This window comes from Spiribacter aquaticus (assembly GCF_007625215.1).
GTDB lineage: Bacteria > Pseudomonadota > Gammaproteobacteria > Nitrococcales > Nitrococcaceae > Spiribacter > Spiribacter roseus.
In genome coordinates this window covers 178,285-193,683 of sequence record NZ_VMKP01000003.1, presented here as the reverse complement: position 1 = coordinate 193,683, position 15,399 = coordinate 178,285, and the positions used below count along the sequence as shown (strand labels likewise).

The 15,399-nt window shown below is 67.1% G+C and carries 16 protein-coding genes and 1 tRNA gene; 9 read left to right on the top strand and 8 right to left on the bottom strand.

Annotated elements, in window-relative coordinates; translation table 11 throughout:
- Positions 1-45: 45 nt before the first annotated feature.
- The gene (rpsT, locus tag FPL11_RS07435; protein ID WP_110882968.1) at positions 46-309 is read left to right on the top strand and encodes a 30S ribosomal protein S20; all 264 of its coding nucleotides are present in this window, start codon (positions 46-48) and stop codon (positions 307-309) included.
- Here rpsT and proB read toward each other — a convergent pair whose 3' ends face one another.
- The 4 genes from proB to rplU all read right to left on the bottom strand — a co-directional run bounded on the left by proB (position 310) and on the right by rplU (position 3,138).
- Entirely contained in the window at positions 310-1,455 is a 1,146-nt protein-coding gene (proB, locus tag FPL11_RS07430; protein ID WP_144348058.1) for a glutamate 5-kinase, read from the bottom strand. It abuts the gene before it with no gap.
- Entirely contained in the window at positions 1,439-2,461 is a 1,023-nt protein-coding gene (cgtA, locus tag FPL11_RS07425; RefSeq protein WP_144348057.1) for an Obg family GTPase CgtA, read from the bottom strand. The genes proB and cgtA overlap by 17 nt, the downstream gene beginning before the upstream one ends.
- Before the next feature lie 73 nt (positions 2,462-2,534).
- Complete coding sequence (gene rpmA, locus FPL11_RS07420; protein WP_110882965.1) at positions 2,535-2,795, bottom strand: 50S ribosomal protein L27; 261 nt, start codon at positions 2,793-2,795, stop codon at positions 2,535-2,537.
- 28 nt (positions 2,796-2,823) lie between these two features.
- Positions 2,824-3,138 carry a 50S ribosomal protein L21 gene (gene rplU, locus FPL11_RS07415; protein WP_144348056.1) on the bottom strand — a complete coding sequence of 105 codons (315 nt, stop codon included), beginning with the start codon at positions 3,136-3,138 and terminating at the stop codon, positions 2,824-2,826.
- 146 nt (positions 3,139-3,284) lie between these two features.
- Between rplU and FPL11_RS07410 the strand changes: the two genes are divergently transcribed.
- The 7 genes from FPL11_RS07410 to yacG all read left to right on the top strand — a co-directional run bounded on the left by FPL11_RS07410 (position 3,285) and on the right by yacG (position 9,006).
- Complete coding sequence (locus FPL11_RS07410; protein WP_144348055.1) at positions 3,285-4,262, top strand: polyprenyl synthetase family protein; 978 nt, start codon at positions 3,285-3,287, stop codon at positions 4,260-4,262.
- Between the two features lie 8 nt (positions 4,263-4,270).
- Positions 4,271-4,347, top strand: a tRNA-Pro gene (locus FPL11_RS07405).
- 98 nt (positions 4,348-4,445) lie between these two features.
- Positions 4,446-6,071 (top strand): GspE/PulE family protein, encoded by a 1,626-nt coding sequence (locus FPL11_RS07400; protein ID WP_144348054.1) that lies wholly within the window; start codon positions 4,446-4,448, stop codon positions 6,069-6,071.
- The gene (locus FPL11_RS07395) at positions 6,071-7,288 is read left to right on the top strand and encodes a type II secretion system F family protein (protein ID WP_144348053.1); all 1,218 of its coding nucleotides are present in this window, start codon (positions 6,071-6,073) and stop codon (positions 7,286-7,288) included. The genes FPL11_RS07400 and FPL11_RS07395 overlap by 1 nt, the downstream gene beginning before the upstream one ends.
- A gap of 39 nt (positions 7,289-7,327) precedes the next feature.
- Complete coding sequence (coaE, locus tag FPL11_RS07390; RefSeq protein ID WP_144348052.1) at positions 7,328-7,966, top strand: dephospho-CoA kinase; 639 nt, start codon at positions 7,328-7,330, stop codon at positions 7,964-7,966.
- 64 nt (positions 7,967-8,030) lie between these two features.
- Complete coding sequence (zapD, locus tag FPL11_RS07385; protein WP_235013469.1) at positions 8,031-8,819, top strand: cell division protein ZapD; 789 nt, start codon at positions 8,031-8,033, stop codon at positions 8,817-8,819.
- A complete protein-coding gene (yacG, locus tag FPL11_RS07380; protein WP_412549247.1) occupies positions 8,809-9,006 on the top strand; it encodes a DNA gyrase inhibitor YacG in 198 nt (65 codons plus the stop codon). The genes zapD and yacG overlap by 11 nt, the downstream gene beginning before the upstream one ends.
- Here yacG and FPL11_RS07375 read toward each other — a convergent pair.
- Genes FPL11_RS07375 through secA form a run of 3 tightly spaced genes read right to left on the bottom strand, consistent with a single transcriptional unit; the run spans position 8,949 to position 13,896 of the window.
- Positions 8,949-9,953 (bottom strand): Nudix family hydrolase, encoded by a 1,005-nt coding sequence (locus FPL11_RS07375; RefSeq protein ID WP_144348050.1) that lies wholly within the window; start codon positions 9,951-9,953, stop codon positions 8,949-8,951. The two genes, yacG and FPL11_RS07375, sit on opposite strands and share 58 nt — an antisense overlap.
- Positions 9,934-11,145 (bottom strand): bifunctional glutamate N-acetyltransferase/amino-acid acetyltransferase ArgJ, encoded by a 1,212-nt coding sequence (argJ, locus tag FPL11_RS07370; protein ID WP_144348049.1) that lies wholly within the window; start codon positions 11,143-11,145, stop codon positions 9,934-9,936. Before argJ ends, FPL11_RS07375 begins: the two co-directional genes overlap by 20 nt.
- Before the next feature lie 15 nt (positions 11,146-11,160).
- Positions 11,161-13,896 (bottom strand): preprotein translocase subunit SecA, encoded by a 2,736-nt coding sequence (secA, locus tag FPL11_RS07365; RefSeq protein WP_144348048.1) that lies wholly within the window; start codon positions 13,894-13,896, stop codon positions 11,161-11,163.
- Positions 13,897-13,967: 71 nt separating this feature from the next.
- Here secA and FPL11_RS07360 point away from each other — a divergent pair, with 71 nt between their 5' ends.
- Positions 13,968-14,435, top strand: coding sequence for a DciA family protein (locus FPL11_RS07360; RefSeq protein WP_144348047.1), 468 nt, complete (start codon positions 13,968-13,970; stop codon positions 14,433-14,435).
- On the opposite strand, the gene lpxC is transcribed toward FPL11_RS07360, so the two are convergent.
- Positions 14,421-15,335: a UDP-3-O-acyl-N-acetylglucosamine deacetylase gene (gene lpxC, locus FPL11_RS07355; protein ID WP_110882954.1), complete on the bottom strand. Its 915-nt coding sequence runs from the start codon at positions 15,333-15,335 to the stop codon at positions 14,421-14,423. The two genes, FPL11_RS07360 and lpxC, sit on opposite strands and share 15 nt — an antisense overlap.
- Positions 15,336-15,399: the final 64 nt, after the last annotated feature.

The window sequence follows — 15,399 nt, the reverse complement described above, 5'->3', positions numbered from 1 at the left end:
ATTACCGCTCTTTTCCCACGCTAAAGACTCAATAGGAGTAGCACGTTGGCCAATATCGCCTCCGCCCGCAAACGGGCCCGCCAGGCCGAACAGCAGCGCCGTCATAATCAGGCCCGCCGGTCTATGATGCGCAGCAAGCTCAAGCAGGTGACCAGCGCCGTTGCCAAGGGCGACAAGGCCGCTGCCGAGGCCGCCTACGCCGCTGCGGTACCGGTGCTCGACCGCATGGCCACCCGGGGCGTCATCCACAAGAACAAGGCCGCCCGTCACAAAAGCCGGCTGGCGCAGCAGATCAAGCAGCTCGGCTAGTCATTGCGGCAGACGCACCGGGTCGGTCAGCACCAGATTGTCCCGGTGAATGAGCTCCGGCTCGGCCAGATAGCCCAGAATCGATTCAATCGCGCTGCTCGGCTGACCCGCGATCCGCCGGGCCGCCGGTGCGTCGTAGTTGACCAGACCACGGGCGACTTCCTGACCCGCCGGGTCCAGACAGGCCACCATCTCGCCGCGGCGAAAACGCCCCTCCACGGCCGTGACGCCCACCGCCAGCAGGCTGCGGCCATGCCCACGCAACACCGCGGCCGCGCCGGCATCCAACCATAGCCGCCCACGTACCTGAAGCTGCCCGGCAATCCACTGCTTACGGGCGACAAGCGGTTCGCGGGACGGTTCCAGGCGTGTACCCACCGATTCGTCCGCGGCGATGCGCGTCAACACATCCGCGGCACGCCCGGACGCGATCCGCGTCAGCGCGCCGGCGCGCGCCGCCCGCCGGGCCGCAACCACCTTGGTGCGCATGCCACCACTGCCAAGCACCCCGGGAGCGTCGGAGCACAGGCGCTCGAGGGATTCATCCTCCGCCGCCGCCCGATCGATCAGCCGTGCGTCGGCATTCGCACGGGGGTCAGCGTCGAACAGACCGGCCTGATCGGTCAGGATCACTAGCTCGTCCGCCTCGACCAGGTTACTCACCAGGGCCGCGAGGGTGTCGTTGTCGCCAAAGCGGATCTCGTCGGTGGCGATGGTGTCGTTCTCATTGACCACGGGCACCACACCGAGCTCAAGCAGGGCGCGCAGTGTCACCCGGGCGTTGAGATAGCGCTTGCGATCGGCGAGGTCTTCGTGGGTCAGCAGGACCTGGGCGGTGCGCACGTCAAAGCGCTGAAACCCGCCTTCATAGGCCTGGACCAGCCCCATCTGGCCCACCGACGCCGCCGCCTGCAGCTGGTGCAGCGCGGCAGGGCGCTGATCCCAGCCGAGCCGCCGGACACCCTCGGCGATCGAGCCCGATGAGACCAGCACCACCTCGATCCCCCGGGCACGCGCCTCGACAATCTGGCGAACCCAGTCCTGGATCCGGTGATGATCCAGGCCACGACCGTTGTCGGTGACCAGCGCGCTGCCCACCTTGATCACCCACCGACGGCGGCGCTGCGGGTCAGGCCGGCTCATCATCGTCCTGCAGCGACTGCATCACCGCCTGGCACAGGGCATTCGTCCCCCAGCCGGTTTCCGCCGAGATCAGATACAGCGGGCCATCCCAGCCCAGCGACTCACGCAGCGAAGCCACCACACCCGGGCGATCCTCCTCGGGGAACAGGTCGGCCTTGTTGACCACCAGCCAGCGGGGGCGCTCGGCCAGGTCCTGTCCGTAGGCGGTCAACTCGTCGGCGACGGTACGCACATCCGCCGCCAGGTCGCGGCCCTCGTAGATACCGGCGATATCCACCAGATGCAGCAACAGCCGGGTTCGGGCGAGATGACGCAGAAACCGCGTGCCGAGCCCCGCCCCCTGGGCTGCGCCCTCGATGAGACCGGGGATATCTGCCACGGTAAAGCTGCTGCCCGGTCCAATGCGGACCACGCCGAGACCGGGGTGCAGGGTGGTGAACGGGTAGTCGGCCACCCGCGGGCGGGCTGCGGAAATGGCCCGCAGCAGGGTCGACTTGCCGGCATTGGGCAGGCCCAGCAGGCCCACATCCGCGAGCAGCTGCAGCTCAAGGGCCAGCTCCCGCCGCTCGCCCTCGGTGCCGGGGATCGCCCGCCGCGGCGCGCGGTTGGTCGCGCTCTTGAAGTGGACGTTGCCAAGACCGCCGCGGCCGCCCTCGGCGACGCACAGGCGTTTGCCATGGCCGGTGAGATCGCCGATGACCTCGTCGGTTTCCCGGTCCTTGACCAGTGTGCCGACGGGGACCGGGACGGTGACGTCCTCGCCGGAGCGGCCGGTTCGCTGCCGCCCCTGGCCGTCATGACCCCGTTCGGCGGCAAACCGGCGCGAGTGCCGGAAATCGGCCAGCGTATTCAGTCCGGAGTCGGCCTCAAGCCAGACGCTGCCGCCATGCCCACCGTCACCGCCATCCGGTCCCCCGCGTGGGACGTATTTTTCGCGACGAAAGCTGACGCAGCCGTTGCCGCCGTCGCCGGCCGTCACGCGTATGCTCGCTTCGTCAACGAATTTCATGGGTTACCCAGGCGTCACCATCAAAAAGCCCCGCACGAGGCGGGGCCGTATCCGGGCAGACTGCCGGCCGCGCTCAGCCAGCCGGCTGAATGCTCACGACCCGGCGTTTCAGCGGGCCCTTGCGCGCGAACACGACATTGCCGTCGACCTTGGCGAACAGGGTGTGGTCATTGCCGATCCCCACGTTCTGCCCGGCATGGAAGTGCGTGCCACGCTGGCGCACGATGATGCTGCCGGCGTTGACCGCCTGACCGCCGAAGCGCTTCACGCCCAGCCGCTTGGAATGCGAATCACGGCCGTTGCGAGTACTGCCGCCTGCCTTTTTATGTGCCATTGCTGATCTCTCCGTTGCCGGGGGCTGACTAGCCCGCCTGAATACCGGTGATACGGACTTCGGTGTAGTGCTGACGATGGCCGTAATGACGCTGATAGTCCTGACGGCGCTTGAACTTGACCACCTCGATCTTGCGCGCCCGACTCTGCGACACCACCTCGGCCGATACGGCGCCGCCTTCAAGGCGCGGCGTCCCGACTTTAACGTCGTCCCCGTCGGCCACGAGCAGAACCTCGTCGAAACTGACGGTCTCGCCGGCCTCGGCATTGATCTTCTCGACCCGCAGGAGATCGCCCTCAGCGACTCGATACTGCTTGCCACCCGACTTGATTACCGCGTACATCCGACCGACTCCAGAAGGTTGTTCCAAAACCGTGAGAGGATAGTCGCATTCGTCCCCGGGGTCAACGCGCCCGGCACGGCGCGCTTGACACCCCCATCAGGCCTTCCTAGCATCCTCCCACCACCCTCTCTCGAGATGCCATCCGAATGGAGATCGCCGCCATACGCAACCCCGTTGCGGACGACATGTCCGCGGTCGACGGGATCATCCAGGACCGGCTGCAGTCAGAAGTCGCCCTGATCAACCAGCTCGGCCAGTACATCATCGGCGGTGGCGGCAAGCGGCTGCGCCCGATGGTCGCGCTCCTCATGGCGCGTGCCGCCGGCCACCCCGCTGATGACCACCGCCACGCCCTACTGGGCGCAACGCTGGAGCTCATCCACACCGCGACCCTGCTGCACGACGACGTGGTCGACGAGTCCGCAGTGCGACGTGGGCGCGACACGGCCAATCAGATATGGGGCAACGAGGCGAGTGTGCTGGTGGGGGATTTCCTCTATACGCGCGCCTTTGAAATGATGGTTGAGCTCGACGACATGGCGGTGATGTCGCTGTTCTCGCGTACCACCAATCGCATCGCCGAGGGCGAGGTCATGCAGCTCATGCACGTCCACGATCCCGACGTGACCGAAGCGCGCTACCAGCAGGTGATCGATCGCAAGACGGCGGTGCTGTTCGAGGCCGGCTGCCAGCTGGCGGTCGAAATCAACCACCCCGCCGATACCGCCCGACTGCAGGCGGCCGCCGCCTACGGCCATCACCTGGGGATCGCCTTCCAGCTCGCCGATGACGCCCTCGACTACGACGGCGATGCCGCCACCATTGGCAAGAACATTGGCGATGACCTGGCGGAGGGTAAGCCGACGCTGCCGCTGATCCACTGCATGGCGAATGCCGGGGCCGATGACCGTGGCATCGTCCGCGATGCGATTGAAAACGGGGGCCGGGAGGATATCGATGCCGTGGTGGCGGCGATTGCGCGCACCGGCTCGATTACCTATACTCGCAGGCTTGCGGAACAGGAGGCCGACCAGGCCATCGAGGCGCTTGACGCGCTCGAGCAAAGCCCGTTCCGTACAGCGCTCGGTCGTCTCGCCGCATTTGCCGTCGGCCGCGACTACTGACGGACAGTCGGAGTATAGCTCAGCTTGGTAGAGCGCTGCCTTCGGGAGGCAGAGGTCGTAGGTTCGAATCCTGCTACTCCGACCACTTTCCCCAGCCCATTCCGCATTCTGTGATCCGGTCCGCGGTCCGCGGGGCCGCAGTTCCTCGATCATGCCCCTCCCAGACGCTTCGGGAGAGGCCCCATGGAATCCGCCGATCGGCGTCCCGCCCTGGCTCGACGGCTCGTCGACTGGGCCGCCCTGACCCCTGAGACCGCCGACCGACTGGTCGCCGACTCGCGTCGATCCGGACGGCCACTGGTCCAGCAGCTGCTGGATAGCGATGCGCTGGCGCCGGCCGTCATCGCCGAGGCGGCATCGTTGGTATTCGGTATCGAGCGGGTCACCGAGCAGGGCCTTGAACCCGTCCCCGAGCTGCTTGACCGGGTGGACCCTGATCTCATCCAGCGCCATCACGCGCTACCCCTGCGCTGGCGTGACGGGGTCCTGCAGATCGCGGTCTCCGACCCCGCCAATACCGCGGCGCTGGACGAGCTGCGATTTCACGCCGGTCTGCCGGTGGCGCCGGTGCTGGCCGATGATGACCACCTCACGGCAAGCATCCGGCGCCTTACCGGCGGTGTCAGCGGCGCTGCCGACGAGCTGGTCACGGCCGCCCGCGCCGAAGCTGTCCGCGATGCGCCGGCAGCGGATGGCGAGGATGACACCCCGGTGATCCGCTATATCAACGAGCTGCTGCGGCGCGCGATCCGCGAACAGGCATCGGATATCCATCTCGAGCCCTTCGAAACCCACTGCCGCGTGCGGTTTCGCCACGATGGCATCCTCCAGGAGGCCACCCGACCACCGCGCGACATGGCCGACCGGCTCGCCGCCCGCATCAAGGTCATGGCGCGCATGGATATCGCCGAACGACGCCTGCCCCAGGATGGCCGGCTGCGGTTCGATACCGATTCCGGTGGCGTCGATTTCCGTGTCAGCACCGTGCCGACGCTGTTTGGCGAAAAGCTCGTGCTGCGGCTGCTTGACGCCACCGCGACATCGCTCGACCTCGAGAGCCTGGGTATGGAGCCCGATCAGATCGCGGTCTACCGGGCGGCCATCGAACGCCCCCATGGCATGATCCTCGTCACCGGGCCCACCGGCTCGGGGAAAACGGTGACGCTGTACAGCGCCCTGCAACAGCTCAACCAGAGCACCCGCAACATCCTCAGCGTCGAGGACCCGGTCGAGATCAAACTCCCCGGCGTCAATCAGATCGGCGTCAACCACCGCATCGGACTCGACTTTCCGCATCTGCTGCGGGCGTTCCTGCGCCAGGATCCGGACGTCATGATGGTGGGCGAGATCCGCGACCGCGAGACCGCCGAAATCGCCATCAAGGCCGCCCAGACCGGGCATCTCGTGCTCTCGACCCTGCACACGAATAATGCGGCCGGGGCGATCACGCGGCTCATCAACATGGGGATCCCGCGCTGGAGTATCGCCGCATCGGTCATCCTGATCAGTGCCCAGCGGCTGATCCGTCAGCTCTGCCCGCACTGCCGGCGGCCCGCCACTACGCCGGCGGGATTCCACGAGCCCGGCGGCTGCCCGCGCTGCCATCACGGCTACAAGGGCCGCATCGGTATTCACGAGCTCCTGCCCATGACCGATGCGCTGAGCGAGGGACTCCTCGAGGCGGATGCCGACACCGGGCTTTCGACACCGCCGGCGCCCGCCGCCCGACGGAGCCTTCGGGATGCCGGCTGGGCCAAGGCCGCGCGGGGACTCACCAGTGCCGGCGAGATCGATCGGGTCACCCGCTGATGGGCAGGGTAAGGGCATTTTTATGGCATGGGCGGGATATTGATGGTCGTCGGCGCGGCGGCTTCACGCCTGCCGGCGACGTCGAACAGCTGCGCCGCTGGCTCGGCACGCGCGGGCTGGCGCTGGGCGGATCCGTGCGCATTCCAGCCGGGCTCGAGCGCCTGTTCGTGTCACAGACGCCACAAGCCAATGACCGCCAGATCAATGCCCTGCTGCGCCAGCTGGCCACACTGAGCCGCGCCGGTGTGCCGCTCATCGATGCGGTCACACTCATCGCCCGCGAGGAAAAGCATGCCGGGCTGCGACGCCTGGCCGACGCGCTTCGCGAAGCCATCGCCGCCGGCACACCGCTGTCGATCGCGCTGGCGGACCATCCCCGGCATTTCGATCCGCTGATCTGCGGCCTGGTCCGCGCCGGCGAGCAGTCGGGACAACTGGACACATTGCTCGAGCGGATCGCCAGTGATCGCGAACGTGCCGAAGCCCTGCGTCATCGGTTGCGCCACGCCATGCTCTACCCCGGCATCGTGCTGCTCGTGGCACTGGCGGTCAGCACAGCGCTGTTGATGTTCGTCGTGCCGCGGTTCGAGTCCCTTTTCAACGGGTTCGGCGCCGAGCTGCCGGGCTTTACCCGTCAGGTGATCGGGCTCTCGGACTGGCTGCGCGGTAACGGCTGGCCGGCGCTGTTGGCGGCACTGGGCGCCGTACCGGCGGTGCTGGCACTGACACGCCGCTACCCCGCCGTCCGCGAAGTCGGCGACCGGATCAAGCTCGCGATGCCAGTCACCGGCGGCCTCATCGCCGGCGCCGAAACCGTCCGCTTCGCCCGCACCCTGGCCCTGCTCATGGAGGCCGGCGCTCCATTGGCCGAGGCCCTGCCGACGGTTGCCGATACCCTCGGCACCCGGCCTTACAAGCGGGCGGTCCGACGCATGGGCGAAGACCTGCGGGATGGGCGTTCCCTGGCCTTTGCCATCGAGCGCACACGCTGCTTTGCCGCCACCACCACGCGGATGATCGCCACCGGTGAAGCCGCCGGTCGTCTGCCCGCAGTGCTCGAGCGCATTGCCGATCGCCGCGACGCTGAGGTGCGCCAGGGCGTGGACACGCTGGGCAGTACCCTCGAGCCGCTCATCATGAGCTTCCTCGGGCTTCTGGTCGGGGGGCTGGTGCTGGCGCTCTACCTGCCGGTCTTCCAGCTCGGATCGGTCATCTGAGAGCAGCCATCAACGCCGTTGAGGGATTAGACTGTCGCCATGGAAGCGACACAGCCCACCCAGAACCACCGCCCGAATCTGGTCGTTGGACTGACCGGGGGGATTGCCAGCGGCAAGACCGCCGTCAGCCGGCGCTTCGAGGCGCAGGGTGCCGCCGTCATCGACACCGATGTCCTCGCCCGGGCGGTGGTCGAACCCGGCACCGACGGGCTGAAGGCGGTGCGCGAGCGCTTTGGCGACGCCGTCATCGATACCGATGGCCAGCTCGATCGGGGCGCCCTGCGGGCACGGATATTCGCCGATCCCGACGCCCGGCGCGACCTTGAGGCAATCACCCATCCACGGATCCGCCGGGCCGTCGCCCGGGCGCTGGCAGCCGTTCAGGCGCCCTATGCCATGCTCGTCGTGCCGTTGCTTGTCGAAGCCGGATGGACCGATCTCATGGACCGGGTCCTGGTGGTTGATGCACCGCCGGCGCAGCAGCGCGAGCGCCTCATGGCGCGCGACGACACATCCCGCGCCGAAGCCGAGCGCATTCTTGCCAGTCAGGCGTCCCGCGACGCCCGGCTTGCCATCGCTGATGATGTCATTCAAAACGACGCCGATCCCGCCGCCCTGGACACCCGGGTGGCCACCCTGCATGCGCAGTATTGCCGGCAGGCGGGCAATGCGGTCTGACCGGGTGGTTTTGTGCAGGCCGAGCTTCTGGGTGACAATCAATCACCAATAACAGGGGGCAGGCGTGGACACCACCAGCAGCGGCACGGATTTGATGATCTATGAGTATCCGCTCAACGAGCGGATGCGCACGTTCCTGCGGCTGGAATTTCTGTTCAAGAACCTGCGGTTCGGGCGCTCCGGCGACAGCCCCTGGCATACGCGTGCCGCCGTGGACGCCCTGCTCGACATTACCGCGCTGCTCACCCGCAGTGATGTCCGCTCGGAGCTGCAGAAAGAGCTTGAACGCATTCTCGCCAGTCTCGAGAAGCTGCAGGCCCGTCCCGAAGTGGATGAACGCCGGCTCGAGCCGGTACTGGCCGAGTGCCGGGATGTTGCCACCGAACTGCGGGAAGCGCCCACCGGCATCCCGGCCATCGTCCGCAACAATGAGTTCCTGACCAGCATCGAACAGCGCGCCGGCGTACCGGGCGGGACCTGCGCCTTCGATCTACCCGGCTACCACCTATGGCTCGAGAGCGACAGCGCCCAGCGTCGGGACCTGCTCGAACAGTGGCACGGCGCGTTCCGACTCATGGACCAGGGCACGGCGCTGGTGCTGCGGCTGCTGCGCGAAAGCGCCGATCCGGTGGACGAGGTCGCCGACAGCGGTAGTTTCCAGGCGAGTCTGGACCGTGCGACGCCCTATCAGATGCTTCGGGTGCGGCTGCCACGCTCGACCCAGTGCTATCCCGAGGTCAGCGGCAGCCGGCACTTCTGCAACATCCGTTTCCTCGAACAGCCCGTGCAGGGCGAACGTCCTCAGCAGGTGAACGACGATGTCTCATTCATCCTTGAGCGCTGTGCAATCTGACACACCCCCCAGCGTTTCCTGCCCGCAGTGCGGCAGGCCGGTCGCCTGGACGGCGGAATCCACCTATCGGCCGTTCTGTTCGCGTCGCTGCCGGATGATCGATCTGGGCGACTGGCTCGACGAGCGCCATCAGATCCCGGGCGAGCCCGCCATGCCGGATGGTGACGACGAAGACGCCGACGCCTGACCCCACCACCCCGAAATACCGGCGGCGCCCTGCCCCCCGCGGGCCCGGGCGATCGCCGCATCACCGGGCCGCAGGCCGCCAAGCGCGTACACGGGCAGCGTCGCGTCCGCCACCCACTGCGCGAACCTGTCCCAGCCAAGTGGCGCCGCATCGGGATGACTCGCGGTGGGCTGGACCGGGCTGAGAACGGCGAAGTCCGCACCGCATGCCGCGGCCTGCCGGAGCGCCTCGGGGCTGTGGCATGAGGCCGCCACGCGATAGTCCGCGGGCAGTGGCCGGGATGGGCAGGCGGCCAGCTGAGCGGCATTCATGTGCAGTCCGGCAGCCCCGATCTCACGAACCTCGGCGGCGGTCCCGTTGATCATCAGCGACGCGCCCGCGGCCCGGCAGCGTGCCAGCGCCTCCCGCGCGAGGTCGCGCCTTGCCGCTGCGTCCAGGCGGACGCGGAATGCGATCATGGTGGCACCCGCCGCCAGTGTCCGGTCGAGTGCCATCAACCACTCGGCCGGATCGTGACAGTCGCGGCTGATCACGTAATGGCGGGGCAACTGAAGCGCAGTGATGATGGGCCGGTTGGCCACCGGAAACTCGGCCGGCTCGAGGGCTTCGGGGGCCAGCCAGCGCAGGGGCTGGCCTTCGCGGCCGGTCGGCGTACCGCGCCACTCCACCGCGCGGACCTGCAGCCGCACCCGACGATCGGCATAGTCATGGGCGATCTCAATGAGGGGTTCGGTGTCCAGCACCTGAATACCCAGCTCCTCATCGAGTTCACGGGCCAGCGCCGCCTCCACCGACTCGCCGGCATCGACCTTGCCACCGGGAAACTCCCAGCGCTCGCCCTGATGGCGATGGGCGGCGCGCCGGCTGATCAGGATCCGGCCCCGATGGTCGCGGATCACGCCCACCGCCACCGACAGCCGGGTGCGGTCAGCTGCGGTACTCGGCATTGATGCGGACGTAGTCATAGGAGAAGTCACAGGTCCAGACCGTCGCGGCCTGCCCGCCGCGGTCCAGATCGATGACCACCGGGACATGGTCGGCCGCCATGCGACGGGCGGCCAGCGCCTCGTCGTAGTCCGGACTCAACCCGCCGGCGGCGACAATGGGGCAGTCATCGATGGCGATGCGGACGCGGTCGACGTCCATATCCTCCACCCCGGCACGCCCCACGGCGGCCAGGATCCGGCCCCAGTTGGGATCGGCGGCGAACAGTGCGGTCTTGAACAGCGGCGATTCGGCGACGCTGAAGGCGACCCGCTCAGCCTCGCCAATACTCCGTGCACCGGTCACCTGAATCGCCGCATCCCGTGTCGCTCCCTCGCCGTCGGCGACGATCTCCCGCGCCAGTGCGGTACACAGGTCGGTCAGGGCCTCGGCAAACAGCTGGCGGTCGCTGTCCGCCTCCAGGGCCACCCCACTGGCACCCGTGGCCATCAACATGCAGGCATCGTTGGTGGATGTATCACCGTCAACGGTGATGCGGTTGAAGCTGACCGCCACCGCCCCGCGCAGAAGCTGGCGCAGCGCCGCAGTGGAGATCTGCGCATCCGTGGCGACATACGCGAGCATGGTCGCCATGTCCGGCCGGATCATCCCCGACCCCTTGGCAATGCCGGTGAGCGTAACCTCGCCACCGCTCAGGGCAAGCCGCTGACTGCGTCCCTTGGGACGCGTGTCGGTGGTGCGTATGGCATCGGCGGCCAGCGCCCAATGATCGGGCTGCAGACCCTCGAGCGCGGCGGGCAGGGCGGCATCGATGCGCGCCGCGGGCAGGGGCTCGCCAATGACGCCGGTGGAAAACGGAATGACCTGACTCGCGCGGCAGCCGGCGTACCCGGCCAAGGCGGCGCAGTTCTGTCGAGCGGCCTGATCGCCGGCCGGGCCCGTGCCGGCATTGGCATTCCCGGTATTGATCAGCAGGTAACGCGGCTGGTCATCACGCAGGTTGCTTTCAGCGAGTCGCACCGGCGCGGCGCGGAACAGATTGCGGGTGAAGACCCCGGCCACCCGGGTACCGGGCTGCAGTGCCATCACCACCAGATCATTGGCGCCGGCCTTGCGGACGCCGGCCTCGGCCACGCCCAGCTGAACCCCGGCGACGGGATGCAGGCGCGGTAACTCGGACTGGGCAACGGCCATCGTGGATGTCTCCCGCTACAGCCGGCCGTGGCAGTGCTTGTACTTCTTGCCCGAACCGCAGGGGCAGGCCTCGTTGCGACCGACCTTGCGCTCACCGCGCACGAAGGGCTGGCGATCCGCGTCCGCCCCGCCCTCATCGGCAGCCGCCGCCGGCGCCGTACCGGCACCCTGCAGGGCACTCGCCTGGGCATGCTCGAACTGCATGGCCCGGGCACGCTCCGCCTCCCGCTGGCTGTCCGCCGCCTCGGCATCTTCGGGGCTGCGCACGTTGACGTTGAACAGAATGCGGATCGTCTCGCGCTTGATGCCGTCGAGCATCTCCTGGAACATCTGGAAGGCTTCTTTCTTGAACTCCTGCTTGGGATTGCGCTGCGCCATTCCGCGGAGCCCGATACCCTGGCGCATGAAGTCCATGGCGGCCAGATGCTCTTTCCACTGGTTGTCGAGGACCTGCAGGAGAAAGCTTTTCTCGACCTCGCGCATATTCACGCCAATGGCCTTCACCGCTTCTTCCTTTTCGCTATAGCGCTCGACGACCGCCTGCTGCAACCGCTCGAGCACGCCCTCACGATCCAGCTCGTCCTCTTCCTCCAGCCACTGCGCCACCGGCAGCGTCACGCCGAACTGGCCCTGCAGGGCCTCCTCGAGGGCCGGAATATCCCACTGATCATCAATGGTGCCCGGCGGCATGTGCGTATCGAGCAGCTCCGAGAGGACATCGTTCTGCATGTCGACGATGGTTCCGGAAATATCATCGGAGACCAACAGCTCATTGCGCTGGGCATAGACGACGCTGCGCTGGTCGTTGGCCACATCGTCGAACTCGAGCAGGTGCTTGCGCATGTCGAAGTTGTGCGCTTCGACCTTGCGCTGGGCGTTCTCGATCACCCGCGAGACCATGCCGCTCTCGATGGCCTCGCCTTCCTGCATACCCAGGCGCTGCATCATCCCGGAGACCCGCTCCGAGGCAAAGATCCGCAGCAGGCTGTCATCCAGTGACAGGAAAAAGCGCGTCGATCCCGGATCGCCCTGACGACCGGAGCGACCCCGCAGCTGGTTGTCGATGCGCCGTGACTCATGGCGCTCGGTGCCGATCACATGCAGGCCGCCGGCCTCGATGACCCGATCATGGCGGGCCTGCCAGTCACGCCGCAGTGCCTCGCGCTGCGACTCGTCGGCCTCGGCGCCGAGCTCGGCCAGCTCAACATCCAGATTGCCGCCCAGCACGATGTCGGTGCCACGACCGGCCATGTTGGTCGCGATGGTCACGGCGCCCGGCTGACCGGCCTCGGCAATGATGCCGGCCTCGCGCTCGTTTTCCTTGGCGTTGAGCACCTCGTGGGCGATGTCCGCCTTGCGCAGGGCGCCGGAGATCAGCTCCGAGCTCTCGATGGAGGTCGTGCCCACCAGCACCGGCTGGCCCCCCGCGTTGCAGTCCTTGATGTCGTCAACGATCGCCTGGTATTTATCATCCTGGTTGAGGAACACCAGGTCGTGATGATCCTTGCGCACCATGGGCCGATGCGTCGGGATGACCGCCACCTCCAAGCCATAGATGTGCTGGAACTCGTACGCCTCGGTATCGGCCGTACCGGTCATCCCGGAGAGCTTGTCGTAGAGGCGGAAGAAGTTCTGGAACGTAATCGAGGCGAGGGTCTGGTTTTCGGCCTGGATCTCGACGCCTTCCTTGGCCTCAATGGCCTGGTGCAGCCCCTCGGACCAGCGCCGCCCGGGCATGGCCCGGCCGGTGAACTCGTCGACGATGACGATCTGACCATCCCGGACCAGATAGTGGACATCGCGCTGGAACAGCACCTGAGCGCGCAATGCGGCATTGAGGTGATGGACCATGACGATGTTGCGGGCGTCGTATAGGCTTTCACCCTCGTTCAGCAGGCCGGCCTCCTGCAGCAGGGCCTCGGCCCGCTCCTGGCCCGACTCGGTCAGAAAGGCCTGACGGGCCTTCTCGTCGAGGTAGTAATCCCCCGGGCCGTCTTCCTCTTCCTGAGCTTCGAGCGCCGGCACGATCCGGTTCATGCTCACGTACAGGTCGCTGGACTGCTCGGCCTTACCGGAGATGATGAGTGGCGTGCGCGCTTCGTCGATAAGGATCGAGTCGACCTCGTCGACGATGGCGAAATGCCGGCCGCGCTGCATCTGATCCTCGGCCCGAAGCGCCATGTTGTCGCGCAGATAGTCGAAGCCGAACTCGTTGTTCGTGCCGTAGGTGATATCGGCCTGATAGGCGGCGCGCTTGGTCTCGCCCTCCATGCCGGGCACGACGACGCCCACCTCCAGGCCGAGGAAGCGGTAGAGCCGCCCCATCCACTCGGCATCACGCCGCGCGAGATAATCATTGACGGTGATGATGTGCACACCCTCACCGGACAGGGCGTTGAGGTAGGCCGCGAGGGTGGCCACCAGGGTCTTGCCTTCACCGGTCTTCATCTCGGCGATGCGGCCCTGATGCAGGACGATGCCACCGATGAGCTGGACGTCGAAATGGCGCAGGCCGAGGACCCGCTGGGCCGCTTCCCGGACCACCGCAAAGGCCTCGGGCAGGAGACTGTCCAGGCGCTCGCCGCCATTCAGCCGCTCACGCAGACTGTCCGTCATGCCCTGCAGCGCATCGTCCGACAATGCCTGCATGGTCGGTTCCAGGGCGTTGATGCGGGTGACCTGGCGACGCAGCCGTTTGACCAGACGGTCGTTGCGAGTGCCAAGGACCTTTTTTGCGATTCCGCTGAGCATGCCGATCCAATGCGCTTTAGAATGAACGCATCACTATAGCGCATCGGACGCGGGAAAATCAGGAGTCGGCGATGAGCGAGCGCAGGGCCGGCGGCCCCGGCCGCCTACAGGGAATCATGCGGCGATCGAGCAGCGACATGAAGGCCATCCGGCGCCAGACCGCCCTGCTCGAGCGGGCGACGCGCACACTCAACGGCGCCCTGCCCGGGCGCCTGCACGGCCACTGGCAGGTCGCCGCCCTGTCCACCGATGCGCTGATCGTGACCGCCGAGAGCTCGGCATGGGCGACGCCGCTGCGCGCCTATCAATCGGCGCTGCTGGCTACGGCCGGCGAATCCCTGGGGGTGCGGCCGGCCCGACTGCAGATCCGCCTGGCCACACCTCCCCCGGCGAGACCGCCGCGGCGTCGGAGTGCCACCCTGAGCGATGAGACGGCCCGGCACCTGGAATCCGCCGCCCGCGGCATGGACGACGAGCGTCTCGCCGAGTCGCTGCGACGCCTGGCCTCACGCCGTCGCGGCGCCTCAGGTGACGGGTAGCGGCTGATCGTAGGTGATCGGCGCCACCTCGTCGCCCTCGAAGGTCACCTCTTCCCAGGCATCGCGTTCGACCAGCAGCTTGCGCAGCAGTCGATTGTTGAGCTCGTGGCCCGACTTGTAGCCGTGAAAGGCGCCGATCAGGCTGCGGTTGAGCTGATAGAGATCGCCGATGGCATCCAGGATCTTATGCTTGGCGAACTCATTCTGGTACCGCAGGCCATCCTCGTTGAGCACCCGGTAGTCATCGACCACGATGGCATTGTCGAGACTGCCCCCCAGCGCGAGGTTGTTCTGGCGCAGGTACTCGATATCGCGCATGAAGCCGAAGGTACGGGCGCGGCTGACCTCCTTGACGAACGAGGTGGATGAGAAGTCGACCTCGGCCGTGCGCTCGCCGGCCCGGAACACCGGGTGATCGAACTCGAGGGTGTAACTCACCTTGAAGCCGTCATGAGGCGCGAAACTGACGCGCTTGCCGTCCGGCTCCTCGATGGTCAGCGGGCGGGTGATGCGCACGAACCGCTTGGGAGCGGCCTGCTCGAGGGTCCCGGCCGAGCGGATCAGAAACACGAAGGGCCCGGCACTGCCGTCCATGATCGGCACTTCCGGTGCCGAGAGGTCGATGTAGGCATTGTCGATGCCCAGCCCCGCCATGGCCGAGAGCAGATGCTCGACCGTGGCAACCCGCACGCCATCCCGGCTCAGACAGGTCGAGAGCACGGTATCGGCCACATTCTCCGGATCGGCGGCAATCTCGACGACCGGGTCAAGGTCGATCCGACAGAAGCGGATACCGGTATTGGCCGGTGCCGGGCGCAGGGTCAGGTAGACCTTCTCCCCCGTGTGGAGCCCGACACCGGTCGCCCGGATGCTGTTTTTGAGCGTGCGTTGTCGAATCATCAACCCTGTCCAGAAAAGTGCGCGGCAAATTAGCGTTGCAGCATAGCAGAAACCCGGCCCACCC

Excerpts from the sequence above, each read along its gene's own strand:
- FPL11_RS07395 (WP_144348053.1), top strand. The coding sequence starts at position 6,071 with ATGGGCAGGGTAAGGGCATTTTTATGGCATGGGCGGGATATTGATGGT.
- FPL11_RS07360 (WP_144348047.1), top strand. The coding sequence starts at position 13,968 with ATGAGCGAGCGCAGGGCCGGCGGCCCCGGCCGCCTACAGGGAATCATG.
- lpxC (WP_110882954.1), bottom strand. The coding sequence starts at position 15,335 with ATGATTCGACAACGCACGCTCAAAAACAGCATCCGGGCGACCGGTGTC.
- FPL11_RS07375 (WP_144348050.1), bottom strand. The coding sequence starts at position 9,953 with ATGCCGAGTACCGCAGCTGACCGCACCCGGCTGTCGGTGGCGGTGGGC.
- cgtA (WP_144348057.1), bottom strand. The coding sequence starts at position 2,461 with ATGAAATTCGTTGACGAAGCGAGCATACGCGTGACGGCCGGCGACGGC.
- coaE (WP_144348052.1), top strand. The coding sequence starts at position 7,328 with ATGGAAGCGACACAGCCCACCCAGAACCACCGCCCGAATCTGGTCGTT.
- FPL11_RS07410 (WP_144348055.1), top strand. The coding sequence starts at position 3,285 with ATGGAGATCGCCGCCATACGCAACCCCGTTGCGGACGACATGTCCGCG.
- argJ (WP_144348049.1), bottom strand. The coding sequence starts at position 11,145 with ATGGCCGTTGCCCAGTCCGAGTTACCGCGCCTGCATCCCGTCGCCGGG.
- rplU (WP_144348056.1), bottom strand. The coding sequence starts at position 3,138 with ATGTACGCGGTAATCAAGTCGGGTGGCAAGCAGTATCGAGTCGCTGAG.
- proB (WP_144348058.1), bottom strand. The coding sequence starts at position 1,455 with ATGATGAGCCGGCCTGACCCGCAGCGCCGCCGTCGGTGGGTGATCAAG.
- FPL11_RS07400 (WP_144348054.1), top strand. The coding sequence starts at position 4,446 with ATGGAATCCGCCGATCGGCGTCCCGCCCTGGCTCGACGGCTCGTCGAC.
- secA (WP_144348048.1), bottom strand. The coding sequence starts at position 13,896 with ATGCTCAGCGGAATCGCAAAAAAGGTCCTTGGCACTCGCAACGACCGT.
- rpmA (WP_110882965.1), bottom strand. The coding sequence starts at position 2,795 with ATGGCACATAAAAAGGCAGGCGGCAGTACTCGCAACGGCCGTGATTCG.